This is a genomic window from Streptomyces sp. NPDC087859, assembly GCF_044742595.1.
GTDB classification, from domain to species: Bacteria; Actinomycetota; Actinomycetes; order Streptomycetales; family Streptomycetaceae; genus Streptomyces; species Streptomyces canus_F.
Window position 1 is genome coordinate 241,690 of record NZ_JBIUUU010000015.1, and the last position, 26,418, is coordinate 268,107.

Genomic DNA, 26,418 nt, shown 5'->3' on the forward strand with positions numbered 1-26,418 from the left:
CTCCCCTCTTCCTCAAGAGCGAGGCTTGTCATGCGTACGTTCAACCTGAGCCGTCGTGCCGTTCTTGCCGGGACCGCTGCCGCGGCCGCGCTCACCGCTCTTCCCGTCGGGCAGGCGGGGGCACACGCTGCTGAGGCCGCAGGCTCCTCCTATCGGTGGCGCAACGTCGTCATCGGTGGCACCGGTTTCGTCACCGGGGTCCTCTTCCATCCCTCCGTTCGCGGGCTCGCCTACGCCCGTACGGACATCGGCGGGGCCTACAGATGGGACGACCGGGCCGCCGCCTGGGTCCCGCTCACCGACCACCTCGGGTGGGACGACTGGAACCTCCTCGGGGTGGAGGCCATGGCCGTCGACCCCGCCCACCCGAACCGGGTCTATCTCGCGCTCGGCACCTACGCCCAGTCGTGGGCCGGTAATGGTGCCGTCCTGCGGTCCGACGACCGTGGGGCCACCTGGGCGCGAACCGACCTCACCGTGAAGCTCGGGGGCAACGAGGACGGGCGGGGGGCCGGCGAGCGGCTGCTCGTCGATCCGCGCGACAGTGACACCCTGTGGCTGGGGACCCGGCACGACGGGCTGCTCAAGTCCACCGACCGGGGCGCCACTTGGGCCGCCGCCACCGGTTTTCCCGGCACCCCGAGCGCTTCCGGGCAGGGGGTCACCCTGCTCGTCGCCGCCGGGCGCACCCTCTACGCCGGCTGGGGGGACTCCGACGGGAGTGCCGCCAACCTGTTCCGTACCGCCGACGGGACGAAATGGCAGGCCGTGCCCGGACAGCCGTCCGGCGCGGCAGCCAAGGTGCCGATCCGGGCCGCGTACGACCGCTTCACCCGGGAGCTGTACGTGACGTACGCCAACGCCCCCGGCCCCAACGGCCAGTCCGACGGCAGCGTGCACAAGCTGTGCACCGCCAACGGGAAGTGGGCCGATGTGAGCCCGGTGAAGCCCGGCGGGACCACGAGCGACGGGTCGGCCGACACCTTCGGCTACGGCGGGGTGGCCGTGGACGCGCGACGGCCCGGCACCCTCGTCGTCTCCACCAACAACCGGTGGGCCGCCGTCGACACCGTGTTCCGGTCCACCGACGGTGGCCGCCACTGGACGTCCCTCAAGGACTCCGCCGTCCTCGACGTGTCGCAGACCCCCTATCTCAAGTGGGGTGCGGACGCCCCCAAGTTCGGCTGGTGGATCCAGGCGCTCGCCCTCGACCCGTACGACTCCCGGCACGTCGTCTACGGCACCGGCGCCACCCTCTACGGCACCCGGGACCTGAAGCACTGGGCGCCGCAGATCCGGGGCATGGAGGAGACGTCCGTGCGCCAGCTGATCTCGCCCCCGGCCGGGGAGGCGCACCTGCTCAGCGGGTCCGGGGACATCGGCGTGATGTACCACGAGCGGCTCACCGCCTCGCCCTCGCGCGGCATGGCCACCAACCCCGTGTTCGGATCGGCGACGGGACTCGCACAGGCCGCGCGGAAGCCGGCGTACGTCGTGCGCAGCGGGTGGGGCGACCACGGCAACGGCGCCTACTCGAACGACGGGGGACAGACCTGGGCGCCCTTCGAGGCCCAGCCCTCCCTCGCCAAGGACGCACCGGGGCCGATCGCCGTCAACGCCGACGGCAGCGTGCTGCTGTGGGTCTTCGTGCACTGGGACGGCACGAAGTACCCGGCCTACCGCTCAGCCGACAACGGGGCCACCTGGACCGAGATCTCCTCCTTCCCGAAGGGCGCCACGCCGGTGGCCGACCCGGCCGACCCGACGCACTTCCACGCGTACGACACCGACACCGGAACGCTGTACGTCAGCACTGACAGCGGCCTCTCCTTCACTCAGGGCGCGACCGGCCTTCCCTCCGGGGACAGCCAGTTCGAGCTGGTCGCCGCGCCCGGGCGGTCCGGGGACCTCTGGCTGAGCGTGAAGGGGAACGGGCTCTACCGGTCCACCGACGGGGGCCTGAGCTTCGACAAGGTCACCGGTTGCCGGGCCTCGTACACCCTCGGCTTCGGCAAGGCCGCCGCCGGGGCCGACTACCCGGCGATCTACCTGGTGGGCTCCACCGAGAGCATCACCGCCGTGTACCGGTCCGACGACGAGGCGAAGACCTGGGTGCGGATCAACGACGACCAGCACCAGTGGGGGTGGACCGGCGAGGTCATCACCGGGGACCCGCGGGTGTACGGGCGCGTCTACCTCGCCACCAACGGGCGCGGCATCCAGTACGGGGAGCCCGTCTGATGGCCATGGAGAAGAGGCCCGGCCTCGGCGATGTCACGCGCGGTCGCATCCTCTTCGGCGGCGACTACAACCCCGAGCAGTGGCCCGAGGAGACCTGGCACGAGGACGTCCGGCTCATGAAGGACGCCGGCGTCAACTCCGTCACCCTCGGCGTCTTCTCCTGGGCCAGGCTCGAACCCCGGCCGGGGGAACGGGACTTCGGCTGGCTCGACCGGCTGATGGACCTGACGCACGACCACGGCATCGGCGTCGTCCTCGCCACCCCGACCTCCTCGCCCCCGCCCTGGCTGGGACATCTGCACCCCGACACCCTGCCCGTCGACCAGGACGGCCGCACCGAGTGGTGGGGCGGCCGACAGCACTTCTCGCACTCCAGCGCGGTCTACCGCCGGTACGCCGCCGCCATCACCGAGGACCTCGCCGCCCGCTACGGCAACCACCCGGCCCTCACCATGTGGCACATCAACAACGAGTACTGCACCTACGACTGGGGCCCCGAGGCCGCCGCCCGCTTCCGCCGCTGGCTCCAGGACAGATACGGCACGCTCGCGGAACTCAACGACGCCTGGGGCACCGCCTTCTGGAGCCAGGGCTACGGCGACTGGGCCGAGGTGCACACGCCCCGGCACGCCCACTACCTCAAGAACCCCGCGCAGGTGCTGGACTTCAAGCGGTTCACCTCCGACATGCTCCTGGAGTGCTACGTCGCCGAGCGGGACATCGTGCGCCGGCACACCCCGCGCCTCCCGGTCACCTCCAACTTCATGCCGCTCTGGTCCGGGCAGGACGCCTGGCGGTGGGCCGAGGAGGAGGACGTCGTCTCCGTCGACCTCTACCCGGATCCGCGCGACCCCTTCGGCGCCCAGGCCGGTGCCCTCGTGCAGGACATGACCCGTTCGCAGGCCCGCGGACCCTGGATGCTGATGGAGCAGGCCGCCGGACCGGTCAACTGGCGGGGCGTCAACCACCCCAAGCCGCGTGGCCTCAACCGCCTCTGGTCCCTCCAGGCCGTCGCCCGTGGCGCGGACGCCGTCTGCTACTTCCAGTGGCGGCAGTCGCGGCAGGGCGCGGAGAAGTTCCACTCCGGGATGGTCAGTCACGCGGGGGAGCGGGGACGGACGTATCAGGAGGTCAAGCGGCTCGGCGCGGAACTCGCCCGGATCTCCGCCGAGGTGACGGGCAGTCACACCGCCAATGACATCGCCGTCCTGCACGACTGGCACTCCTGGTGGGCCGGCGCCCACGAGGGCCGTCTCTCCACCCAGGTCGACTACGCCCAGGTCCTCACCGCCTGGCACCGAGCCCTGTGGGAGGCCCACCTCGCCACCGACTTCGCCCACCCCGAGCACGACCTGAGCGCGTACAAGCTCGTCGTCGTCCCTCAGCTGTACTCCCTGAGTGACGCGGCGATCGACAACCTCCTCGCGTACACACGGCAGGGCGGCACCCTCGTCGCCGGCTTCCTCACCGGCATCGCCGACGAGGACGACCGGGTGCGGGCCGGCGGCATGGACGGACGGCTGCGTGAGCTGTTCGGCATCCGCACCCTGCACGAGTGGTGGCCGCTCGACGCGGGGGAGGAGGTCGAGTGCGACGGGTTCCGCGGGACGCTGTGGTCGGAGGAGATCGAGAAGGACGAGGACGCGACCGCCGAGGCCGTGTTCAAGGGCGGCGAACTCGACGGGCTGCCGGCCGCGCTCCGCAAGGGGCGGGCGCGGTATCTCGCGACGCTTCCCGAAGCGGACCGACTGCGCGCGCTCCTCGCACAGTTCGCGTCCGAGGCGGACGTCCGCCCGGTGCTCGACCGGCTCCCCGCAGGCGTCGAGGCCGTACGACGCGGTGACCTGCTGTTCGTCCTCAACCACTCCCGCGAATCCGTGACCGTCGAGGTCCCCGGCACCCACCACGACCTGCTCACGGGGACGACCGTCACGGACGAGTTGACCTTGGACCGGTACGGCGTGGTGGTGTTGCGCCCATGAACGTGAACGCGCATGCGGACGCCGGCACCGGCATCGTGCACGGCACCTGGGAGCCCCGTCCCGCCACCCGCTGGGAGGACGGCTTCCTGAGCGGCAACGGCCATCACGGCGCTCTCGTGTTCGGCGAACCGAACGACGAGCAGGTCATCGTCACCCATCACACCCTCGTCCGTCCCAACGGCGCCGAACAGGCCCGCCCGCCCGAGCTCGCCGCCGAGCTGCCCGCACTCCAGGACCGGTTGCTCGCCGGAGAGCCGGACGCCGCGGAGAGCTTCACGGACGGACGGGACCTCCAGTGGGTGCAGCCCTTCCACCCCGCCTTCGGGGTACGGCTGCGCCGAGCGAACGGCGACGCGCGCGGACACCGACGTTCCGTCGACTTCACCACCGGTGTCGTCCACAGCGCGTACGAGGGCTGGGACAGCCGGGTCTTCGTCTCCCGCGCCGACGACGTCATCGTCCAGCGGGTCATGGCGGCCGAGCTCGACATCTCCCTGGACCACCGGCTCCCCGGCGCCCCGAAGGACCTCGGAGTCGGCCACGGGGCCGTCCTCACCCCCGACGGCGCCCTGCTCAGCCTGCGGGCCCGCTACCCCGGCGGCGACCGTGCCTACACCGGCGTGACCCTGGTCCTGGTCACGGGCGGCACCACCACACTCACGCCCCCCGGCCTGCGGATCGCCGGAGCCGGGTCCGTGCTGCTGCTGACCCGCGTACTGCGGCACACCGGCGAGCTCGACGTACTGGAGCAGGCACGCGCACTCCGTGAACTCGCCGCGCACGACGGGGACTCGTACGCGCTCCTCCTCGACCGCCACACCGCCCTCCACCGCACCGCCTACGCACGCGTAACCCTCGACCTCGACGCGGACCCCGACGAACGCGCCCTCCCCGGCTCGGAGCTGCTCGACCGCACCGAGAGCCCCGCCCTCCTGGAACGCCTCTTCGCCGCCGGCCGCTACCACCTGCTCTCCGCCAGTGGCCTCTTCCCACCCCGCCTGACCGGCCTGTGGACCGGCGACTGGGACACCGCCTGGTCGGGAGCGTTCACCAACGACGCCAACGTCAACCTCCAGACCGCGTCCGCGGCGGCCGCCGCCCTGCCCGAAGTCACCGAAGCCCTCGCCTGCCTGATCCATGGACAGCTCGACGACTGGCGGGACAACGCCCGCGCCGTCTTCGGCGTCCGCGGGGTCGTCGCCCCGCCGCACAGCGACGGCGAGTCCGGACTGACGTACCACTTCAGCCGCGAATACCCGCTGCACCTGTGGACGGCCGGCGCCGACTGGCTGCTCAAGCCGCTCGTCGACCACGACGAGACCCGCGGCGAACGCGACCCGCGCACCGCCGCCGTGCTCGCCGAAGTCGCCCTGTTCTACGAGGACTTCCTCACCCGCACCGACAGCGACGGGCATCTCGTCGTCGTCCCCTCCTACTCACCCGAGAACCGGCCCGCCAACGCGAGTTGGGGCGCGATCAACGCGGCCATGGACCTCTCGGCCGCCCGGCACGCCCTGCACACGGCTGCCGACTACCACCCCGAGTCGGCAGCACGCTGGCGAGCCCTCGCCGACCGGCTCCCGCCCCACCGGATCAACGACGACGGCGCCCTCGCCGAATGGGCCTGGCCCGGCCTCGACGACACCTACGACCACCGCCACCTCAGCCACCTCTACGGCGTCTGGCCGCTCGACGAGATCACCCCGTACGACACCCCGGACCTCGCCGCGGCCGCGCACCGCGCGCTCGAACTCCGGGGCGCCGAGAACGACTCGGCCCACGGCCACCTCCACCACGCGCTCGTCGCCGCCCGGCTGCGCGACGGCGAACGGGTCGCGCACGCACTCGGCCAGGTCCTCAAGGGCGACTTCTTCCACGCCTCCCTGATGAGCGCGCACTACCCGAACCGCGACGTCTACAACGCGGACGCCGCCCACACCCTCCCGGCCGTGCTCGTCGAGATGCTCGTGCAGTCCACGCCGGACCGGCTGGTCCTGCTGCCGGCCCTCCCGGCGGCGTACCCGTCAGGCGAACTCAAGGGCGTCCGCACCCGGTTCGGGGCGGAGCTCGACCTCAGCTGGACCCCGCAAGAAGCGACCGCGGTGCTACGCCCCACCCGTACGCACCGCATCGAGATCCGGACTTCCACCGGCGCGCGGCCGCTCGACCTCGTCGCCGGAGAAGACCACGTCCTCCCGCTTGGGGCGTGGTAACCACCCCCGCATTTCCCCCCACCCATGGAAAGGGACACCATGGCAAAGAGCACACCGCGCAAGATCACCATGGCGATTCTGGCCCCGGCGATGGCCCTCGGCGCCACCGTCGGTCTCGCCTCCGCCCCCGCCTCGGCCGCCGTCTGGAACTCCTGCGACCAGTGGGGCAACACCAGCCTGAACGGCTACACGCTCTACAACAACATCTGGGGCTCCGGCGCCGGCAGCCAGTGCATCTGGGCCAACTCCGGCACCAACTGGGGTGTCTGGGCCGACCACCCCAACACCGGCGGCATCAAGTCCTACCCCAACTCCAAGAAGGTGATCAACAAGACGATCACCTCCCTCGGCTCGCTCTCCAGCAGCTACAACGTCACGGTCCCGTCGTCCGGCGCGTACAACACGTCGTACGACATCTGGGACACGGACTACGACTACGAGATCATGCTCTGGGTCAACTACAACGGAGCCGTCGGCCCGCTGGGCACCTCGCAGGGCAACGTCACCCTCGGCGGTCACACCTGGACCGTCTACAAGGGCAGCAACGGCGCCAACGAGGTCTTCTCGTTCCTGCGCACCTCCGACTCCACCTCCGGCACGGTCAACGTCCTGCCGATCCTGAAGTGGATCAAGGACACCAAGGGCTGGTTCGGCAACGAGACCATCGGTGACGTGCAGTTCGGCTACGAGGTCACCTCGTCGTCGGGCGGGCTGAACTTCACGACCAACAACCTGACGGTCAGCAGCAGTTGAGCGGGCGGGGTGGGGTATTGCACGGGACCCGTGCAATACCCCACCCCCTCATCGCCACCCACCCGCTGACACGCGTGTGCGGCCGGTCCCTCCCCTATGGGGACCGGCCGCACCGGCGCGTCTACTCCGCCACGGGCAGGCGCGCCCCGTCCCGCAGGAACAGCGGGATGCGGTCCAGCGGGGCGTCGACCGTCACGGTCGTGCCGCCCTCGTACGTCTCACCGGTCCACGCGTCCGTCCAGGTCGCGCCCGCCGGGAGATAGGTCGTGCGGGCCGTCGCGCCCGCCGTCAGCACCGGGGCCACCAGCAGGTCGCCGCCGAAGAGATAGGCGTCGTCGACGGACCAGGCCGCGTGGTCCTCGGGGAACTCCAGGAACAGCGGCCGCATGGGCGGCAGGCCTTCCTCGTGGGCCTCCCGCATGACCTGGAGGACATACGGCTTCAGGCGCTCGCGCAGCCGCAGATACCGCTCCAGGATGGCGCCGGCCTCCTCACCGTACGACCACACCTCGTTCGGACCGCCGGTCATCTCCGGGCCCAGCGGCATGCCCGGGTCGCGGAAGCCGTGCAGGCGCATCAGCGGCGACAGGGCGCCGAACTGGAACCAGCGGACCATGACCTCGCGGTACGCCTCGTCGTCCGGGTCGCCGCCGTGGAATCCGCCGATGTCGGTGTTCCACCAAGGGATGCCGGAGAGCGCGGTGTTGAGCCCGGCCGCGATCTGGCGGCGCAGGGTCGGGAAGTCGGTGCCGATGTCGCCGGACCACAGGGCGGCGCCGTAGCGCTGACTGCCCGCCCACGCCGAGCGGTTGAGGGTGATGACCTCCTCGCCCTCGGCCGTCAGGCCCTCGTGGAAGGTGCGGGCGTTCTCCGCCGGGTAGCTGTTGCCGACCTCAAGGCCCGGGCCCGCCCAGTAGCGCAGGTTCTCCGAGAAGCCCGGCTTCAGCTCCGGCTCGCAGGCGTCCAGCCAGAAGGCCGTGATGCCGTACGGGATCAGGTAGTTGTCGCGGACGCGCGACCACATGAACGCGCGGGCCTCGGGGTTCGTCGCGTCGTAGAACGCGACCTGGACCGTGGAGGCGACCTCCTTGTCCGGCCAGTCGGCGTGCGCCATCGGGCCGTACTGGGTGCCGATGAAGTAGCCGCGCTGCTCCATGAGCTGGTGGTTCTCGCTCAGCGGTGACACCGACGGCCAGACGGAGACGACGAGTTTGATGCCGAGCTCCTCCAGCTCCCGCACCATGGCGCCCGGGTCGGGCCACTCGTTCAGGTCGAACTTCCAGTCGCCCAGGTGCGTCCAGTGGAAGAAGTCGCAGACGATCGCGGAGATGGGCAGGCCGCGGCGCTTGTACTCCCGTGCCACGGCGAGGAGTTCGTCCTGGGTGCGGTAGCGCAGCTTGCACTGCCAGAAGCCCGCCGCCCACTCCGGCATCATCGGGGTGCGGCCCGTCACCGCGGAGTAGCGGCGCTGACCGTCGGCCGGGGCGCCCGCGGTGATCCAGTAGTCGATCTGGCGGGCCGAGTCGGCGACCCAGCGGGTGCCGTTGTGCGCGAGCTCGACCCGGCCGATCGCCGGGTTGTTCCACAGCAGGGTGTAGCCGCGGCTGGAGCTCAGCACCGGGATGCCGACCTCGGCGTTGCGTTGCACCAGGTCGAGGACCAGGCCCTTCTGGTCGAGCCGGCCGTGCTGGTGCTGGCCGAGGCCGTACAGCTTCTCGTCGTCGTACGCGGCGAAGCGCTGCTCCAGACGGTGGTGGCCGTTGCCGACGGCGGTGTAGAGGCGGGAGCCGGGCCACCAGAAGTGGGCCCGGGCCTCGGCGAGGAGCTCGGCGGAGTCCTCGGTGCGAAGGAAGCGGACCAGGCCCTCGGCGTCCATCTCGACGGTGAGCGTGCCCACGGTCAACTGGGCCCGGCCGTCCTCGATCTTGATCGTGGACGAGGTGGCGGGCGGGCTCTCCAGCAACGCGCCCGGCAGCCCCTCGAGGATCGGGCCACCGAGCCTCGCCCGGACCCGGACCGCGTCCGGGCCCCACGGCTCGACGCGGAGCGTCTCCTGGCGGCCGCTCCACTCCAGGCCGCCGTCCCGCTCACGGAACGTGCCGATGGTGGGAGACGACTGCGCGAGGCTGACAGCGCCCTGCTGGGGCTGATTTTCGGCAGGCTGAGTCACGAGGGGTGCTCCTGGAGGCGAGTGGAGACAGGTGGTGCCCCAGCGGGGCTGCTCGGGCTGCTCGGTGCGGAGGAACAGAGAGGTTCGTCAGAGCGCCGACGGCGCGGGTCCCGTACTCGTCCGGACGGTCAACTCGGGTGCGATGAGCACGACTTCGTCCTTTCCGCGGCCTTCCAGCTTGGCCACCAGGCGTTCCACGGCGTGCCGGCCCATGTCCTGTGCGGGGATGGCGACGGAGGTGAGCCGTACCGAGGCCTGGGTGGCGACCTGGTCGGGGCAGACCGCGACGACGGACACGTCCTCGGGCACGGCGCGGCCCTGCTGGCGCAGCAGGGCGAGCAGCGGCTCGACGGCCGACTCGTTCTGCACGACGAAGCCCGTGGTGCTCGGACGCTCGTCGAGGATGCGGGCGAGGGTCACGGCCATCGCGTCGTAGCCGCCCTCGCAGGGCCGGTGCAGCAGGCGTACGCCCAGCTCCTGGGCCCGCGTGCGGAGTCCGTCCAGGGTGCGTTCGGCAAAGCCGGTGTGGCGTTCGTAGACCGCGGGGGCCTCGCCGATGACAGCGATGTCGCGGTGGCCGAGCATCGCGAGGTGCTCGACGCACAGGGCGCCGGTGGCCCGGAAGTCGAGGTCGACGCAGGTCAGTCCCGAGGTGTCGGCGGGCAGGCCGATGAGGACGGAGGGCTGGTCGGTGCCGCGCAGCAACGGCAGCCGTTCGTCGTCGAGTTCGACGTCCATCAGGATCATCGCGTCGGCGAGCCCGCTGCCGGTGACGCGGCGCACGGCGTCGGGGCCCTCCTCGCCGGTGAGCAGCAGGACGTCGTAGCCGTGCAGACGGGCCGTGGTGGCCACCGCGATGGCGATCTCCATCATCACCGGCACGTACATGTCGGTGCGCAGGGGGACCATCAGCGCGATGATGTTGGACCTGCTGCTGGCCAGGGCGCGGGCGCCCGCGTTGGGGTGGTAGCCCAGCTCGCGGATGCTCTGCTCCACCCGGTGCCGGGTGGCCCCGGAGATGGACCGCTTGCCGCTGAGGACATAGCTCACCGTGCTCGCCGAGACTCCGGCGTGCTGGGCGACCTCGGCGAGGGTGACCATCCAGCTCTCCAAGCTTTGTGAAGCGCTTCGACAGTGCGCAGTACGAACAAGGGCGGGTGAGGGTGGTTCGACAGTAGCTCCACCGGAGGTGGGTGTCCATAGGCTGTCGAAGCGCTTCGACATCGAGTTGGTGCGGGCTCCCCTTCGGGCCTCCCGGCGGCTCTTCCGGGGTGTGGGGTTCCTCCCTACCATGGCCGATCGCGGGGGGCCACGGAACGGAATCGGCGGAGCCCGGCCGGTGGATCGGCCTGGGGCTCGGCCCACGTCACCCTCCACGGCAACCTTTGGCGCCCCGGCGCCCACTGAAGGGACGTCATCGATCACCCCCTTCGTGAGGACCCGCCCCATGCAGCACCGCCGACCCCGCCTCTCCAAGAAGGCGAAGACTCTCGTCTCCGGCACGGTCGCGCTGGCCGCGGCCGTCGGCGTGACCGTCGCGCAGGCGGACGAGTCCGGCAAGAAGTGCACGGACTTCGACACGATCACGCTCGGCAAGTACTACGTGAACAACAACGTCTGGAACCGGGAGAAGGCCACCGGCACCCAGTGCGTCTGGGACAACTCCCGGTCGGGATCGACCATCTCGTGGGGCACGAACTACAGCCTGGCCAACAGCGGCACCGGCAAGGACTACGACGTGAAGTCCTACGCGTCCAGCGTCCTCGGCTGGCACTGGGGCTGGAAGGTCGACAGGTCCGCCACCGGTCTGCCCATCCGCGTCGGCGACCGCAAGCCGGTGAAGACCAGCTGGGAGTTCACCGTCAGCTCGAACCCCGGCGTCATGAACGTCGCCTACGACCTGTGGCTGCACGACAAGAGCACCGCGGACTGGCAGGACCAGCCCACCGACGAGATCATGATCTGGCTCAACCGGCAGGGCGGCGCCGGACCCCTCGGCAGCAAGTACGGATCCGTCAGCCTCGGCGGCGCCATGTGGGACATCTACCAGGGCGACATCGGCTGGAAGGTGTACTCCTTCGTCCGCCGCGCCAACACCACCAAGGCCACGCTCAACCTGGACGACTTCACCCAGGCCCTCGTTCGGCGCAAGCTGATCAGCAACGACAAGTACGTCTCCGGCATCGAGTCCGGCACCGAGGTCTTCAAGGGCACCGGACGCCTTGACACGAAGGTGTACTCCGTCAATATCGGCTGAACGACGGCGTCCCAGGGGTGGTGGGCACGCTCGGTATCGGGTACATACGATCGAGTAGCACCGGTCGGTAACCATGATCCCGATTCGCGGTGAGGTGGCCCTCATGTCCGCACCACAACAGAAGCCCGTCGTCACCGAGCGTGAGGCCCGTCAGGTGGCCGAAGCGGCCCGGGAGCAGGACTGGCGCAAGCCCAGCTTCGCCAAGGAACTGTTCCTCGGCCGCTTCCGGCTCGACCTCATCCACCCCCACCCCATGCCGCCCGACGAGGACGCCCGGCGCGGCGAGGAGTTCCTCGCCAGGCTCCGCGACTTCTGCGAGAGCAAGGTGGACGGCGCCCTCGTCGAGCGCGAGGCCCGGATCCCCGACGAGGTCATCGCCGGCCTCAAGGAGCTCGGCGCCCTCGGCATGAAGATCGACACCAAGTACGGCGGCCTCGGCCTCACCCAGGTGTACTACAACAAGGCCCTGGCTCTCGCGGGCTCCGCCTGTCCCGCGATCGGCGTACTCCTGTCCGCCCACCAGTCGATCGGCGTCCCCCAGCCGCTGAAGCTGTTCGGCACCCAGGAGCAGAAGGAGACCTTCCTGCCCCGGTGTGCCCGCACCGACATCAGTGCCTTCCTCCTCACCGAGCCGGACGTCGGCTCCGACCCGGCCCGGCTCGCCACGAGCGCGGTGCCGGACGGCGACGAGTACGTCCTCGACGGGGTGAAGCTGTGGACCACCAACGGTGTGGTCGCCGACCTGCTGGTCGTGATGGCCCGGGTCCCCAGGAGCGAGGGCCACAAGGGCGGCATCACCGCCTTCGTCGTCGAGAGCAACTCGCCCGGCATCACCGTCGAGAACCGCAACGCCTTCATGGGCCTGCGCGGCATCGAGAACGGCGTCACCCGCTTCCACCAGGTCCGCGTCCCGGCGGCGAACCGCATCGGCCCGGAGGGCGCCGGCCTCAAGATCGCGCTGACCACCCTCAACACGGGTCGCCTCTCCCTTCCCGCGTCCTGTGTCGCCGCCGGCAAATGGTGCCTGAAGATCGCCCGCGAATGGTCGGCCGCCCGCGAGCAGTGGGGCAAGCCGATCGCCGACCACGAGGCCGTCGGCGCGAAGATCAGCTTCATCGCGGCGACGACCTTCGCCCTGGAGGCCGTACTGGACCTCTCCAGCCAGATGGCCGACGAGGACAGGAACGACATCCGCATCGAGGGCGCCCTGGCCAAGCTCTTCTCCTCCGAGATGGCCTGGCTCATGGCCGACGAACTGGTCCAGATCCGCGGCGGCCGCGGCTTCGAGACGGCGGCCTCCCTGGCGGCCCGCGGCGAACGCGCGGTCCCGGCCGAGCAGGTCCTGCGCGACCTCCGTATCAACCGCATCTTCGAGGGCTCGACGGAGATCATGCACCTCCTGATCGCCCGCGAGGCGGTCGACGCCCACCTCTCCGTCGCCGGCGACCTGATCGACCCGGAGAAGTCCCTGTCGGACAAGGCGAAAGCAGGCGCGCAGGCAGGTGCCTTCTACGCCAAGTGGCTGCCGAAACTGGTGGCGGGCCAGGGCCAACTCCCGTACTCGTACAACGAATTCAAACGCGAGGTCGACCTCTCGGTCCATCTCCGCTACGTCGAACGCACCGCCCGCAAGCTCGCCCGCTCCACCTTCTACGCCATGTCCCGCTGGCAGGGCCGCATGGAGACCAAGCAGGGCTTCCTCGGCCGGATCGTCGACATCGGCGCGGAACTCTTCGCGATGAGCGCGGTCTGCGTACGCGCCGAGCTCCTGCGCACCACCGAGGACCACGGCCGCGAGGCCTACCAACTCGCCGACGCCTTCTGCCGGCAGTCCCGCATCCGCGTCGAGGAGCTCTTCGGCCGCCTGTGGACCAACACCGACGACCTGGACCGCAAGGTCGTCAAGGGCGTCATGTCCGGCACCTACGCATGGCTGGAGGAGGGCATCGTCGACCCGTCGGGCGAGGGCCCGTGGATCGCCGACGCCACGCCGGGCGCCTCGGAGAAGGAGAACGTCCACCGCCCGATCCGCTGACCGGCCCATGACAGCGCGTCCCCCGGAGAACCTCCTTCGAGGGACGCGCTGTCCTCACACACCGTCCTTACGGCAACAATGGGGGGATGAGCGACAGTCCAGCCCCTCTCGCCGACCCGCACCTCGTCTACGACCCCGTGGCGGGCGACGGCCCCAAGGACGTGGTGATCCTCGGCTCCACCGGGTCGATCGGGACCCAGGCCATCGACCTCGTCCTGCGCAACCCGGACCGCTTCCGCGTCACCGCGCTCTCCGCCAACGGAGGCCGGGTCGCCCTCCTCGCCGAGCAGGCGCACCGGCTCGGGGTGCGGACCGTCGCGGTCGCCCGCGAGGACGTCGTACCGCAGCTGCGCGAGGCGCTGACGAGCCGCTACGGCACGGGCGAGCCGCTCCCCGAGATCCTCGCGGGACCGGACGCGGCCACCCAGGTCGCCGCCTCCGACAGCCACACCGTGCTGAACGGCATCACGGGCTCCATCGGCCTCGCCCCGACCCTCGCCGCCCTGGAGGCGGGCCGCACCCTCGCGCTCGCCAACAAGGAGTCGCTCATCGTCGGCGGCCCGCTGGTCAAGGCCCTCGCCAAGCCCGGGCAGATCATCCCGGTCGACTCCGAGCACGCGGCGCTGTTCCAGGCGCTGGCGTCCGGGACGAGGGCCGACGTACGGAAGCTGGTCGTGACCGCTTCCGGCGGTCCCTTCCGCGGCCGTACCAAAGCCGACCTCGCCCGGGTGAGCGTCGAGGACGCCCTCGCCCACCCCACCTGGGCCATGGGCCCGGTGATCACGATCAACTCCGCGACCCTCGTCAACAAGGGTCTGGAAGTCATCGAGGCGCACCTCCTCTATGACATTCCCTTCGACCGCATTGAGGTGGTCGTGCATCCCCAGTCGTATGTCCACTCGATGGTTGAGTTCACGGACGGATCGACAATCGCCCAGGCGACGCCCCCCGACATGCGCGGGCCCATCGCCATCGGCCTCGGCTGGCCGGAACGGGTCCCCGACGCGGCCCCCGCGTTCGACTGGAGCAAGGCGTCGACGTGGGAGTTCTTCCCGCTCGACAACGACGCGTTTCCTTCGGTCAACCTTGCGAGGCACGTGGGGGAGCTCGCGGGCACGGCCCCGGCAGTGTTCAATGCCGCCAACGAGGAGTGCGTGGAGGCCTTCCGGGCCGGCGCGCTGCCGTTCAACGGGATCATGGAGACCGTGACGCGCGTGGTGGACGAACACGGCACGCCGGTCACGGGAACCTCACTCACCGTGTCGGACGTCCTCGAAGCGGAGACCTGGGCGCGCACCCGGGCCCGGGAACTGGCAGCACAGACGGCGGAGGCCCGTGCATGACGACCCTGATGTTCATCCTCGGCATAGCGGTCTTCGCGCTCGGCCTGCTGGTCTCGATCGCGTGGCACGAGCTGGGGCACCTGTCCACGGCCAAGCTCTTCGGCATCCGGGTGCCGCAGTACATGGTCGGCTTCGGCCCGACCATCTGGTCGAGGAACAAGGGCGAGACGGAGTACGGCGTCAAGGCCATCCCGTTCGGCGGCTACATCCGCATGATCGGCATGTTCCCGCCGGGCGCCGACGGCAAGCTGGAGGCCCGCTCCACCTCGCCCTGGCGCGGCATGATCGAGGACGCCCGCTCGGCCGCGTACGAGGAGCTCAAGCCGGGTGACGAGAACCGGATGTTCTACACCCGCAAGCCCTGGAAACGGGTCATCGTGATGTTCGCGGGCCCCTTCATGAACCTCATCCTCGCGATCGCCCTCTTCCTGACGGTCCTGATGGGCTTCGGCATCCAGCAGCAGACGACCGACGTCGCCTCGGTCTCCCCGTGCGTGATCTCCCAGAGCGAGAACCGCGACACGTGCAAGAAGACCGACGCGGCCTCCCCGGCCGCGGCTGCGGGCATGAAGAAGGGCGACAAGATCGTCTCCTTCGCCGGCGTGAGGACCGACGACTGGAACACCCTCTCCGACCTCATCCGCGACAGCGCCGGCAAGACCGTGGCGATCGTCGTAGACCGGGACGGCAAGGAGGTCCCCCTCCAGGCGAAGATCGCCACCAACCTCGTCGCGAAGAAGGACTCCAACGGCGCCTACGTCGAGGGCGAGTACGTCAAGGCGGGCTTCCTCGGCTTCAGCGCCGCCACCGGCGTCGTCAAGCAGGACTTCGGCGACTCGGTGGTCTGGATGACGGACCGCGTGGGCGACGCGGTGGACTCCCTCGCCGCCCTGCCCTCCAAGATCCCGGCCCTGTGGGACGCCGCCTTCGGCGACGGCCAGCGCGAGCCGGACTCCCCGATGGGTGTGGTCGGCGCGGCCCGGGTGGGCGGCGAGATCGCGACGCTGGACATCCCGGCCTCGCAGCAGCTGGCGATGTTCGTGATGCTGCTCGCCGGCTTCAACCTCTCCCTGTTCCTCTTCAACATGCTCCCGCTGCTGCCGCTCGACGGCGGCCATATCGCGGGCGCCCTGTGGGAGTCGCTGAGGCGGAACGTCGCGAAGGTGCTGCGCCGCCCGGACCCGGGCCCGTTCGACGTGGCGAAGCTGATGCCGGTCGCCTATGTGGTGGCGGGGATCTTCATCTGCTTCACGGTCCTCGTTCTCATCGCCGACGTGGTCAACCCCGTGCGAATCTCTTAGCCATACGGCGTTCGCGGCGGCCCGGCACCGTGTGTGCCGGGCCGTCCTCGTTCGTGTGGGTTGACCGGTGGGATGTGCTCGGGCCCGCGCTCGTGCCGTAATCTCGAAGCCTGGAGCCCACTGTTCCGTTGGCGCCGGACCTTGATCCACGACTTGGGGTTGCACAGCAGATGACTGCGATTTCTCTCGGCATGCCGTCCGTTCCGACCAGGGTTGCCGAGCGCCGTAAGAGCCGGCAGATCCAGGTCGGCACCGTGGCGGTGGGCGGAGACGCCCCGGTCTCGGTGCAGTCGATGACCACGACCCGTACGTCGGACATCGGCGCGACCCTCCAGCAGATCGCCGAGCTGACGGCCTCCGGCTGCCAGATCGTCCGTGTGGCCTGCCCCACGCAGGACGACGCCGACGCGCTCGCGACCATCGCCCGCAAGTCCCAGCTCCCGGTCATCGCGGACATCCACTTCCAGCCCAAGTACGTCTTCTCGGCCATCGAGGCCGGCTGCGCCGCGGTCCGGGTGAACCCCGGCAACATCAAGCAGTTCGACGACAAGGTCAAGGAGATCGCGCGGGCCGCCAAGGACCACGGCACCCCGATCCGCATCGGCGTGAACGCCGGCTCCCTGGACCGTCGCCTGCTCCAGAAGTACGGCAAGGCGACCCCCGAGGCCCTGGTCGAGTCGGCCCTGTGGGAGGCGTCCCTCTTCGAGGAGCACGACTTCCGGGACATCAAGATCTCGGTGAAGCACAACGACCCGGTCGTGATGATCGAGGCGTACAAGCAGCTCGCCGCCCAGTGCGACTACCCCCTCCACCTCGGCGTCACCGAGGCGGGCCCGGCGTTCCAGGGCACGATCAAGTCGGCGGTGGCGTTCGGCGCGCTGCTCTCGCAGGGCATCGGCGACACGATCCGCGTGTCGTTGAGCGCTCCTCCGGTCGAGGAGGTCAAGGTCGGCAACCAGATCCTGGAGTCCCTGAACCTCAAGCAGCGCGGCCTGGAGATCGTCTCCTGCCCGTCCTGCGGTCGCGCCCAGGTCGATGTCTACAAGCTGGCCGAAGAGGTCACGGCGGGCCTCACCGGCATGGAGGTCCCGCTGCGCGTCGCCGTCATGGGCTGTGTGGTGAACGGCCCCGGCGAGGCCCGGGAGGCCGACCTCGGCGTCGCCTCCGGCAACGGCAAGGGCCAGATCTTCGTCAAGGGCGAGGTCATCAAGACCGTCCCCGAGTCCAAGATCGTCGAGACGCTCATCGAGGAGGCCATGAAGCTGGCCGAACAGATGGAGGCGGACGGCGTGGCCTCGGGCGAGCCGTCGGTGGCGGTCGCGGGCTGAGGGGTTCTCGCCCCGCCGCCCCTACGCGTCCTGAATCCGGAGGGCTGAGCGGCCGCAGGCCCCAGCCCTCCAGGGGCGCGGGGAACTGCGCGACCAGCCCCACACGCACCGCAGCCGCCCACACCCCGCAGCTCCCGAGCTCACAGGCGCCCGGCACCCTCGACCCCCGGCACCCGAAAACAACGGCACTCTCCACTGGGCGGCATGGCTCAGCTTCCGCGGGTACAGTGCGGAGATCAGCAGTCCCCAGTGTGAGGCCCCGCCCGTGTTGACCCAGACGACCTCCCGGGTCCTCGAACCGAGCGACCTGGACGCCGCGCTCGCCGTCCTCGACCGCGACCCGGTCGCGAACGCCTTCGTGACCTCCCGCGTACAGGTCGCCGGCCTCGACCCCTGGCGGCTCGGCGGCGAGATGTGGGGCTGGTACGAGGACGGCATGCTGACGTCCCTCTGCTACGCCGGCGCCAACCTGGTCCCCATCTGCGCCACTCCCCGAGCCGTCCGCGCCTTCGCCGACCGCGCTCGCAGGGCCGGCCGCCGCTGCTCCTCGATCGTCGGCCCGGCCGAGCCCACCGCCGAACTCTGGCGCCTCCTCGAACCCAGCTGGGGCCCGGCCCGCGACGTCCGTCCGCGCCAGCCCCTCATGGTCACCGACCGTATGCCCACCGACGTCGCCCCGGATCCCTACGTCCGCCGCGTCCGCAAGGACGAGATGGAAACGATCATGCCGGCGTGCGTGGCGATGTTCACCGAGGAGGTCGGTGTCTCCCCGCTGGCAGGCGACGGCGGCCTCCTCTACCAGGCGAGGGTCGCCGAACTCGTCGGCTCCGGCCGCTCGTTCGCCCGTATGGACGCCGACGGCAAGGTCGTCTTCAAGGCCGAGATCGGCGCGGCCACGACCCGGGCCTGCCAGATCCAGGGCGTGTGGGTGGCCCCCGAGTACCGGGGGAGGGGCCTGGCGGCTCCGGGCATGGCGGCGGTCCTGCGCTACGCGCTGGCGGACGTGGCCCCGGTGGTCAGTCTCTACGTCAACGACTTCAACACGTCGGCGCGAAGGACGTACCGGAGGGTTGGCTTCCAGGAGGTCGGCGCCTTCATGAGCATCCTGTTCTGACAAGCCTTTTCCGGCAGGCGCCCTTGGGGGCAACGGCCGTAGGAGCGCGGGGAACTGCACGACCAGCCACAACGAACCCGCACTCAGCCAACAACGCGCGCCCCCCTATACGATCCCCACATGCGCTTCCCCGGTCACGGACACCGCCGCCAACCCGACGACATCGTGATCGGCCCCCTCGACCTCTCCACCCACGTCGACGAAGCCCTGGCCGTCCAAGCGGTGGCGTTCGGTCTCGGAGCCGACGAGGTGGCGGTCCGCCGCCAGATCGTCCTCCGTCACATGACCTACCCCGGCGCCCGTGCCCTCGGCGCCACCTCAGCGGAGCGTCTCGTGGGCTTCGTCTACGGCATGCCCAACGACCGCACCCACTGGTGGTCCACGGTCGTGGAGCCCTATCTCCGGGCCCAGGGCCACGACATCTGGCTGGACGACTCCTTCGTGATCACGGAACTCCACGTCCATCCGCGCTACCAGAACCGCGGCGTGGGCCGCTCCCTGATCACCACCATCACCGACGGCGCCGGCGAACCCCGCTCGATCCTCTCCGCGATCGACACCGACAGCCCCGCCCGCGGCCTCTACCACTCCCTCGGCTACCAGGACCTGGCCCGCCAGGTCCTGTTCCCCAGCGCCCCGAAGCCGTACGCCGTGATGGGCGCCCCCCTGCCGCTGCGCCGCCGTTAACCGATTTCCGCCACAACCGGACCCCCGGCTAACCTCCTAGCCATCACCCTTATCCGGCAGGAGTACGAGAACCATGGCCAACGCACCGGTCCAGCGCATGTCCCAGTTGATGGCGAAGACGCTGCGCGACGACCCGGCGGACGCCGAGGTCCTCAGCCACAAGCTCCTCGTCCGCGCCGGCTACGTCCGCCGCACCGCGGCCGGCATCTGGAGCTGGCTGCCCCTCGGCATGCGGGTCCTGCGCAATGTGGAACGGGTCGTCCGTGAGGAAATGGACGCGATCGGCGCCCAGGAGGTGCTGCTCCCCGCCATCCTGCCGCGCGAGCCCTACGAGGCGACCGGCCGCTGGGAGGAGTACGGCCCCGAGCTGTTCCGCCTCCAGGACCGCAAGGGCGGCGACTACCTCCTCGGCCCGACCCACGAGGAGATCTTCACCCTGCTGGTGAAGGACCAGGCGTCCTCCTACAAGGACCTGCCGGTCATCCTCTACCAGATCCAGAACAAGTACCGGGACGAGGCCCGCCCGCGGGCCGGCGTCCTGCGCGGCCGCGAGTTCCTCATGAAGGACTCGTACTCCTTCGACACCGAGGACGAGGGCCTGGCCCAGTCCTACGCGCTGCACCGCCAGGCCTACCAGAAGATCTTCACGCGCCTCGGTCTCGACTACCGCATCTGCGCCGCCACCGCGGGCGCGATGGGCGGCTCCAAGTCCGAGGAGTTCCTCGCCCCCGCCGGCGCGGGCGAGGACACCTTCGCCGACTGCCCCAACTGCGACTTCGCGGCGAACACCGAGGCGATCTCGTACGAGCTCAAGCCCGTGGACGCCACCGACGTACCCGCCGCCGAGGACATCCCGACCCCCGACACCCCCACCATCGAGACCCTCGCCGCCTCCCTCGGTGTCCCGGCCTCCGCCACCCTCAAGAACCTCCTCGTGAAGGTCGACGGCGAGATCGTCGCCGTCGGTGTCCCCGGCGACCGTGAGGTCGACATGGGCAAGGTCGAGGCGCACTTCGCCCCCGCGGTCGTCGAGATGGTCACCGAGGCGGACTTCACGGGCCGCCCGGACCTGGTCCGTGGCTACGTCGGCCCGCAGGGGCTGGGCGAGAAGGTCAAGTACATCGCCGACCCGCGCGTCGCCCCCGGCACCGCGTGGATCACGGGCGCCAACAAGGCGAACACGCACACCAAGAACGTCGTCGTGGGCCGTGACTTCGAGGTCGGCGAGTACGTCGACGTCGTGGTCGTCCAGGACGGCGACCCCTGCCCGAAGTGCGGCACCGGCCTCAAGCTGGACCGGGCCATCGAGATCGGCCACATCTTCCAGCTGGGCCGCAAGTACGCCGACGCCCTCAAGCTCGACGTCCTCGGCCAGCAGGGCAAGCCGGTCCGCGTGACCATGGGCTCCTACGGCATCGGTGTCACCCGCGCGGTCGCGGCCATCGCCGAGCAGAGCGCCGACGAGCAGGGCCTGTGCTGGCCCGCCGAGGTCGCCCCGGCCGACGTCCACGTCGTCGCCGCCGGCAAGGCCCTCCAGACCGAACTGGCCCTCGACGTCTCCGAGAAGCTGCGCGCGGCCGGCCTGCGGGTCCTGGTCGACGACCGGGCCGGTGTCTCCCCGGGCGTGAAGTTCACGGACGCCGAGCTGATCGGCGTACCGAAGATCCTCGTCGCGGGCCGCCGCTCCGCCGAGGGCGTCCTGGAGCTGAAGGACCGCAGGACGGGGGAGCGCGAGGAACTGACGGTGGACGAGGCGATCGCCCGGCTCAGCGCCTGATCGGTCGTCAGGGGCCGTAGGCCGTACGGGAGCTCTCTCGGGCCGTTCCCTTCCGCGGGGCGTGACTGGACGTCACCGCGGAGGGGAACGGCCACCGCACCGCCGGTTCAGCCCGCTTCGGCCGCCATGAAGCAGGGGATCAACTGGACGGGGAGTTCCACGCGCATACCGCAGAAGCAGTGGAGCAGGACCCCGCGTGAGGCAGGGGCGCCCAGGTCGGTCATGAGGATGTCGCGTACTTCACGGAGTACGTCGGGTGCCGGGAGTCCTCTGGCCACGCGGATGCTGACCTCGTCCGGATCCCACACCGCGATCCGCGGCAGATCGTCCGTCAATAAAATGTGGATGCACACAACTGTCTCCCCAGGGATGCACGACGGTACGAAGTGATCCGCTCCGGGAGGCCAGCGGCGGACTGATGGTACCGACGGCCGTCGGGATCGTGAAAGCTTTTGGCATATTCGCCTGCAGCGCGGGGAAGGCTTTCCTGTTCCCCGGACGGTCGGGGCGGGATCCACGAACCCGCGCGGACCCGGCTGACCTCACGTGATGCGGGTGACCTGGAGCATCGCCTCGGCGTCCTTGAGCAGTGCGCGTTGACGTGACTCCGGCAATTGCCGGTACAGGTTCAGGAGCCGCGCCTCACGCTCGTCCCCACTGGGGCCGGGCACAGGGCGGCCGACGGCCTCGAAGAACTCCTTCGGCGTTGTTCGCACGCCCCAGCGCCGGAACACCTCCACCATGGCCCGCAGCTTCTCCGGGTCGATGCGCGAGGTGCCGCGCGTCCGGTTCATCCAGGCGTTCAGCGTCGGGTACGAGATGCCGGCCTCCGACGCCAGGTCCTTCTGCGTCTTTCCCGGGGCCCGCGCCAGGAGCTTTTCGAGCAGCGCCGCGAGGTCCTCGTCCCGGCGCGCCGGATCGTGGCCGGGGGCGGGGTCTTCCGGGCGGCTCTGCTCGTTCGTCACGCAACAGAGGATCGGCCATCGGTATCTACAAGCGCAAGTAGATCGCAGACCGGCAATTCGGACGCGGGGAGCGTGCCGGAGCGCCGGCGTGCAGACGCGGATGCGGTGCGCCCTCTGGCGTGCGCCTTTACCTCTCGGGCCACTCACGTTCCGTGAGTAACTTGACACACTATGCATCTACCTGAAGACTGTAGATACCCCCGGATGTCCAGCCCCTGACGTCTGGTCAAAGAATCTACATCTACATGAAGATTGCATATGTGGAGGCTTCTGTGTCCGTACCGCTCCATCCCTCGATCGCCCCGGACGGCCTGGAGCCCGACCTGGTCGCCCGCGCCCGCGCCGGCGACAGGGAGGCGTTCGCCGCGCTGTACCACGAGCACTTCGGCCTCGTGTACGGCTACCTGCTCGTCCGCACCCGCAACAGACACCTGGCCGAGGACCTCACACAGGAGGTGTTCACCCGGGCGTTGCGCCATATCGACGCGTACACCTGGCAGGGCAGGGCCTTCGCCGCCTGGCTCACCACCATCGCGCGCAACCTCTTCCTCGACGAACTCGGCCGCGGCCGCACCCGCCTGGAGACGCCGGTCGCCGAACTCAAGGACCTCGGGGGCTCCGGACGGGGCGCCGAGTCGCTGGCCTTGCGCGAACTGGAGGCCGTCGAGGCCCACGAGACCGTCCGCACCGCCCTGCACACCCTCAATCCCCATCAGCGGCACTGTGTGGAGCTCCGTTTCCTCGACGAACTGACGGCGCAGGAGACGGCTCTGGCGATGGGCAGGAGCGTCGGCGCCGTCAAGACGCTCACCTACCGGGCGGTGCGGAAGCTGCGCTGGACCATCGGGACGGTGCCGGCGTGAACAGCAACCTTCTGCACGCGGCCGGGGTCGTCCGCACGGTGCTGGTGTCCGTCCGGGCGGAACAGGCGGCGGCCGTCGCGTACGCGCTGGACTCGGCCCGGCTCCTCGTCGACCCCGAACGGTCCTTCGGCGTGGTGCTGCACCGGACGCCGGACGGGCACTGGGCCGGCGCCCGACACCCCGCCACGGAACTGGAGCGGCAGGCTCTGGCCTGGGACGACTCCTGCGCGCGGGCCCGGGAGGTGGCGCGCGCCGTCGAACGCGAACTGGCCGGGCACCCCGGTCCGTACGACGTCCGGGTGGACGGTGACCGGGTGCGGGTGCTGCTCCGGGTCGACAATCCGGCCCACTGGGTCCGCTGGCGGGTCCACTTCGGCATCACAGCCGTCGGCGAGCGGCCCGAGCCCCGCACGGTGACCGGCGAGGGGGAACGCGACGGCGTGCGCGTGACCGTGGTGGCGCACGGCAGGGGCACGGCGCCGCCGAGCCCGCGGACCGGCCGGGAGAGGTGCCTGTTCCACCTCGACGGCACCACGTACGACCTGACCCTGCCGCAACGGGACGCACAGGGGGACGTCTGGTACTTCCAGGGCTCCCGCACCCGGGACGGCATGCCGCTGATGTCCCTCGACGGCCGGCCCGAACGATGCACCCTCGCCAACGTGGCGGCCTACCTGGGGCCGTTGACACCCGTCCCGCCCGTGATGCCGGGCGTCGCCTCGACGGCGGAACCGCCCCGTGCCTCCGTCGCCCCGACCGTGGACCTGGCCCGCGCCCGGGCCCGGCGGTCGGCACACGCCGGGTCCCGGGCCCGGAACCCGGCGGGGGAGCGAACCGGGCGCCCGGCCCGGGCGGTGCGGCCGACGGCCGGCGCGGCGGGGACCGTACGGATCGTGGAGCCGAGACCCACGGGACCCGCGACGCTGCCGCACACGGCAGCGCACGCCCGGGGAGAAACGGGCGGTGACGGCTCCGCGGTACGGGTTCGGCCGCTGCGGCAGTCACCGGCCGCGGTGTCCGGGCCGGACGGGCCGACCCGGTGAACCGGGCCCTGCCCGTCCGTGGGACCGGAGCCCGGGAGGACCGGGGTGCCGCACCGGAGGGCTCGCGTGCCTGGGAGGCCGGCGCCGCCTGTCTGCACCAGGACGCGGACATCTGGTTCTCCCGCAGATCCTGGACCAGGGCCCGGGAGATATGCGCGGCGTGCCCGGTGCTCGACGACTGCCGGGCCGCGGTGCTGCGCCGCGAGAAGGGGCTCCCCAGGGGCCGCCGCGACGGCGTCATCGCCGGACTGACGGGCCCGCAGCGCCACGACCTGGAGCGCCTGGAGGACCGCCGCGCGCGGACAAAGCCCCCGCCGCGGCCTCAGCCGGACGCCGCGCCGCGCAGGCGACCCGCCCCTTGTGGCACCCGGGCGGCCTATCAGCGTCACCTGCGCCGGGGCGAACCCGTCGACGAGGCGTGCCGCGACGCCAACGCGCGCGACGTCGGCCGCTACCGCCGTACCGGCTCCACCCGGGGCCGAGCCGACGGCATACGGCCCGCCGCGGCGTCCGAAGCTCCGTTCCGGACCTGACCGAGCGCCGCGCCCCACCGGCGTGCGACCGGGGCCGAGTGCTCGGTGCGCCACGGACTCGCCGCCCGAGAACGCCCACCTCTCCCGTCTTCGGACCGCCGGGCCCGGACCCCGCCCGCGGTCAACGGCGCCCCATGCTCGCGTCCTGGGCGGGGCCGCCCAGGAAAACCCGCCGCCCGTTCCGGACCCGCCCCCCCCCGCCCATCGCCACCGGAGTACCCATGTCCCTACCCCCGACATCAACGCCGCCCGAGGAACCCGGTGCCGGCGGTTCCCGGCCGCGAGGCCGTGCGGCCACCGCCCTGCTCCGGCTGCTCGGACCTCGGCACCGTCCCGGTCCGCCGCGGTCCGTCCCGGGGCACCGCGCCGACGTGGCCCCGGACGGCTGTCGGCAGGAACTCGCCCGCTGGCAGCGGCACGCCGACTCCTACGCACGGGAACTGTCCCGCGTCGCCCTCGAACGGGCGCACCTGCTGGCCTGGCTGGCGGCGCTGCACCCGTCGAGCGCCGTCGTCACCCCGACCACCGGCGCCGGACCGGACGGCACGCACCTGTTGCGGCTCACGGCCGGGGAACGGCAGCTGTGCTGGTGGCTGCAGCCCACCGAGCTGCCGCTGTTCACCCATGTCCCGTACGCGGAGCCCACCCCGGTGTGCCCGCCGCGGGACGGCCACGGGGCCGCCGACCAGGCCGCCCACATCCGCCGCCACACCAGGCTGCTGGCGCTCGAGGGAGCCTTCCTCACCACCCCCGGCGAACGGCGGCCTGCGGCCCGGCCCGCCGGTCACTGACGGCGGGCCGCACGGCCCCGCACCACAGACCCCGGTCGGCAGGCTCGGGAGGCACGTCGGCCGGACCCACCGCGCCCCTCTGCGACAACCCTCGGGCAGAGGGGCGCGGTCACCCGTGCAGCCAGGCCGCGAACTCCAGCAGCAGCTCGGCGTCCTGGTTCCGGCCGACCCGGCGCGCCCGCATCCCCGACTCCACCGCCCGGAACAGCGTCCACCCCCGAAGCCGCTCCTGATCCACGTCCAGCGACTCGGCGAGCCGCTTGATCCGCCGCCGGGTGATGGCCGCCCCCGACGGCTGAGCAATCAAGTCCTCGACCCGGTCCCGCACCAGCCGAGCCAGATCGAACGCACACTCCCCGACCACCGGATCCGGCCCCACGGCAAGCCACGGCGTCCGCTCCGCCGCCAGCACCTTGCTCTGCCGAAACGTCCCGTGCAGCAACCGCGACTCCGGCGGAGCCACCAGCAACTCCTCGCGGGCAGTGAGAGCCGCACTCACGAGATCGGCGACATCCGCGCCCGCGCCCGCACGCATCGCCTCGGCCTGCCGCCCGGTCCGCTCGGCCACCGTCTCGAAGACCCGGTCACCCGGCGGCTCCACCCACAGCCGACGCAACGTCCCCGCCGCCTCCAGCAGCGCCTTCGCCTCCGGCAACGACCGCACCGACACATCGGGATGCAGCCGCTCCAGCAGCAGCACCCCCTCGGTCACCGGCTCGTCGAGCAACTGCACCGCACCCAGCCCGCCCCAGTGCGCCAGCGCCGCCCGCTCGGCCTCCGGCCGGGACCGCGGCGGGGCCAGCTTGAGCACGGCGGGGGTGCCGTCGGACCGCCGGACCAGGACGACGAGGCTGCTGCGGCCGCCCGGCACCTGTACCCGCTCCACGGTCGACTCGCGTAGCGCGACGGCCTGGCGAGCCGCCTCCGGCAGCTTCTCCAGCCAGCCGTCTCCGGGTGCCGTCTCACCGAGCGCCCTCACCAGACGCGGTGGCGGTTCGAAAGCCATACGCGAGCAGTTCCCT

At 71.0% G+C, this 26,418-nt stretch carries 21 protein-coding genes; 16 read left to right on the forward strand and 5 right to left on the reverse strand.

The window, feature by feature from the left end:
• Positions 1-30: 30 nt before the first annotated feature.
• Genes ACIOHP_RS34285 through ACIOHP_RS34300 form a run of 4 tightly spaced genes read left to right on the forward strand, consistent with a single transcriptional unit; the run spans position 31 to position 7,189 of the window.
• Complete coding sequence (locus ACIOHP_RS34285) at positions 31-2,241, forward strand: 1,4-beta-glucanase (RefSeq protein WP_401893529.1); 2,211 nt, start codon at positions 31-33, stop codon at positions 2,239-2,241.
• Positions 2,241-4,223, forward strand: coding sequence for a beta-galactosidase (locus ACIOHP_RS34290; RefSeq protein WP_401893531.1), 1,983 nt, complete (start codon positions 2,241-2,243; stop codon positions 4,221-4,223). Before ACIOHP_RS34285 ends, ACIOHP_RS34290 begins: the two co-directional genes overlap by 1 nt.
• Positions 4,220-6,436 (forward strand): glycosyl hydrolase family 95 catalytic domain-containing protein, encoded by a 2,217-nt coding sequence (locus ACIOHP_RS34295; protein ID WP_401893533.1) that lies wholly within the window; start codon positions 4,220-4,222, stop codon positions 6,434-6,436. The genes ACIOHP_RS34290 and ACIOHP_RS34295 overlap by 4 nt, the downstream gene beginning before the upstream one ends.
• A gap of 39 nt (positions 6,437-6,475) precedes the next feature.
• The gene (locus ACIOHP_RS34300; protein ID WP_361545925.1) at positions 6,476-7,189 is read left to right on the forward strand and encodes a GH12 family glycosyl hydrolase domain-containing protein; all 714 of its coding nucleotides are present in this window, start codon (positions 6,476-6,478) and stop codon (positions 7,187-7,189) included.
• A gap of 121 nt (positions 7,190-7,310) precedes the next feature.
• Here ACIOHP_RS34300 and ACIOHP_RS34305 read toward each other — a convergent pair whose 3' ends face one another.
• The gene (locus tag ACIOHP_RS34305; RefSeq protein ID WP_401893535.1) at positions 7,311-9,359 is read right to left on the reverse strand and encodes a TIM-barrel domain-containing protein; all 2,049 of its coding nucleotides are present in this window, start codon (positions 9,357-9,359) and stop codon (positions 7,311-7,313) included.
• A gap of 87 nt (positions 9,360-9,446) precedes the next feature.
• Complete coding sequence (locus tag ACIOHP_RS34310) at positions 9,447-10,460, reverse strand: LacI family DNA-binding transcriptional regulator (protein ID WP_361490232.1); 1,014 nt, start codon at positions 10,458-10,460, stop codon at positions 9,447-9,449.
• Between the two features lie 346 nt (positions 10,461-10,806).
• Here ACIOHP_RS34310 and ACIOHP_RS34315 point away from each other — a divergent pair, with 346 nt between their 5' ends.
• From ACIOHP_RS34315 to ACIOHP_RS34350, 8 genes are all read left to right on the forward strand, one after another.
• Positions 10,807-11,616, forward strand: a complete 810-nt coding sequence (locus ACIOHP_RS34315; RefSeq protein ID WP_401893536.1) for an endo-1,4-beta-glucanase — start codon at positions 10,807-10,809, stop codon at positions 11,614-11,616.
• A 103-nt stretch (positions 11,617-11,719) separates the two neighbouring features.
• Positions 11,720-13,651: an acyl-CoA dehydrogenase family protein gene (locus tag ACIOHP_RS34320; RefSeq protein ID WP_401893537.1), complete on the forward strand. Its 1,932-nt coding sequence runs from the start codon at positions 11,720-11,722 to the stop codon at positions 13,649-13,651.
• A gap of 86 nt (positions 13,652-13,737) precedes the next feature.
• Positions 13,738-14,994 carry a 1-deoxy-D-xylulose-5-phosphate reductoisomerase gene (gene dxr / locus ACIOHP_RS34325; RefSeq protein WP_401893539.1) on the forward strand — a complete coding sequence of 419 codons (1,257 nt, stop codon included), beginning with the start codon at positions 13,738-13,740 and terminating at the stop codon, positions 14,992-14,994.
• A gap of 8 nt (positions 14,995-15,002) precedes the next feature.
• Entirely contained in the window at positions 15,003-16,295 is a 1,293-nt protein-coding gene (locus ACIOHP_RS34330; RefSeq protein WP_361546029.1) for a site-2 protease family protein, read from the forward strand.
• Positions 16,296-16,465: 170 nt separating this feature from the next.
• Positions 16,466-17,623, forward strand: a complete 1,158-nt coding sequence (gene ispG, locus ACIOHP_RS34335; protein WP_361545942.1) for a flavodoxin-dependent (E)-4-hydroxy-3-methylbut-2-enyl-diphosphate synthase — start codon at positions 16,466-16,468, stop codon at positions 17,621-17,623.
• Positions 17,624-17,888: 265 nt separating this feature from the next.
• On the forward strand, positions 17,889-18,737 hold the full coding sequence (locus ACIOHP_RS34340; RefSeq protein WP_401893540.1) for a GNAT family N-acetyltransferase: 849 nt from the start codon (positions 17,889-17,891) through the stop codon (positions 18,735-18,737).
• Positions 18,738-18,857: 120 nt separating this feature from the next.
• Positions 18,858-19,424 (forward strand): GNAT family N-acetyltransferase, encoded by a 567-nt coding sequence (locus ACIOHP_RS34345; RefSeq protein ID WP_361545945.1) that lies wholly within the window; start codon positions 18,858-18,860, stop codon positions 19,422-19,424.
• Positions 19,425-19,497: 73 nt separating this feature from the next.
• Positions 19,498-21,201, forward strand: coding sequence for a proline--tRNA ligase (locus ACIOHP_RS34350; RefSeq protein ID WP_401893542.1), 1,704 nt, complete (start codon positions 19,498-19,500; stop codon positions 21,199-21,201).
• A gap of 107 nt (positions 21,202-21,308) precedes the next feature.
• On the opposite strand, the gene ACIOHP_RS34355 is transcribed toward ACIOHP_RS34350, so the two are convergent.
• Positions 21,309-21,536 carry a hypothetical protein gene (locus ACIOHP_RS34355; RefSeq protein ID WP_361490213.1) on the reverse strand — a complete coding sequence of 76 codons (228 nt, stop codon included), beginning with the start codon at positions 21,534-21,536 and terminating at the stop codon, positions 21,309-21,311.
• 207 nt (positions 21,537-21,743) lie between these two features.
• A complete protein-coding gene (locus ACIOHP_RS34360) occupies positions 21,744-22,166 on the reverse strand; it encodes a helix-turn-helix domain-containing protein (protein ID WP_401893544.1) in 423 nt (140 codons plus the stop codon).
• Between the two features lie 245 nt (positions 22,167-22,411).
• Between ACIOHP_RS34360 and ACIOHP_RS34365 the strand changes: the two genes are divergently transcribed.
• The 4 genes from ACIOHP_RS34365 to ACIOHP_RS34380 all read left to right on the forward strand — a co-directional run bounded on the left by ACIOHP_RS34365 (position 22,412) and on the right by ACIOHP_RS34380 (position 25,396).
• The gene (locus ACIOHP_RS34365; protein WP_401893546.1) at positions 22,412-23,029 is read left to right on the forward strand and encodes a sigma-70 family RNA polymerase sigma factor; all 618 of its coding nucleotides are present in this window, start codon (positions 22,412-22,414) and stop codon (positions 23,027-23,029) included.
• Entirely contained in the window at positions 23,026-24,072 is a 1,047-nt protein-coding gene (locus tag ACIOHP_RS34370; RefSeq protein ID WP_401893548.1) for a BN159_2729 family protein, read from the forward strand. Before ACIOHP_RS34365 ends, ACIOHP_RS34370 begins: the two co-directional genes overlap by 4 nt.
• Positions 24,069-24,605 (forward strand): WhiB family transcriptional regulator, encoded by a 537-nt coding sequence (locus tag ACIOHP_RS34375; RefSeq protein ID WP_401893550.1) that lies wholly within the window; start codon positions 24,069-24,071, stop codon positions 24,603-24,605. The genes ACIOHP_RS34370 and ACIOHP_RS34375 overlap by 4 nt, the downstream gene beginning before the upstream one ends.
• A gap of 221 nt (positions 24,606-24,826) precedes the next feature.
• Positions 24,827-25,396, forward strand: coding sequence for a hypothetical protein (locus ACIOHP_RS34380; RefSeq protein WP_401893551.1), 570 nt, complete (start codon positions 24,827-24,829; stop codon positions 25,394-25,396).
• 109 nt (positions 25,397-25,505) lie between these two features.
• On the opposite strand, the gene ACIOHP_RS34385 is transcribed toward ACIOHP_RS34380, so the two are convergent.
• Positions 25,506-26,402: an aminoglycoside phosphotransferase family protein gene (locus tag ACIOHP_RS34385; protein WP_401893553.1), complete on the reverse strand. Its 897-nt coding sequence runs from the start codon at positions 26,400-26,402 to the stop codon at positions 25,506-25,508.
• Positions 26,403-26,418 lie beyond the last annotated feature (16 nt).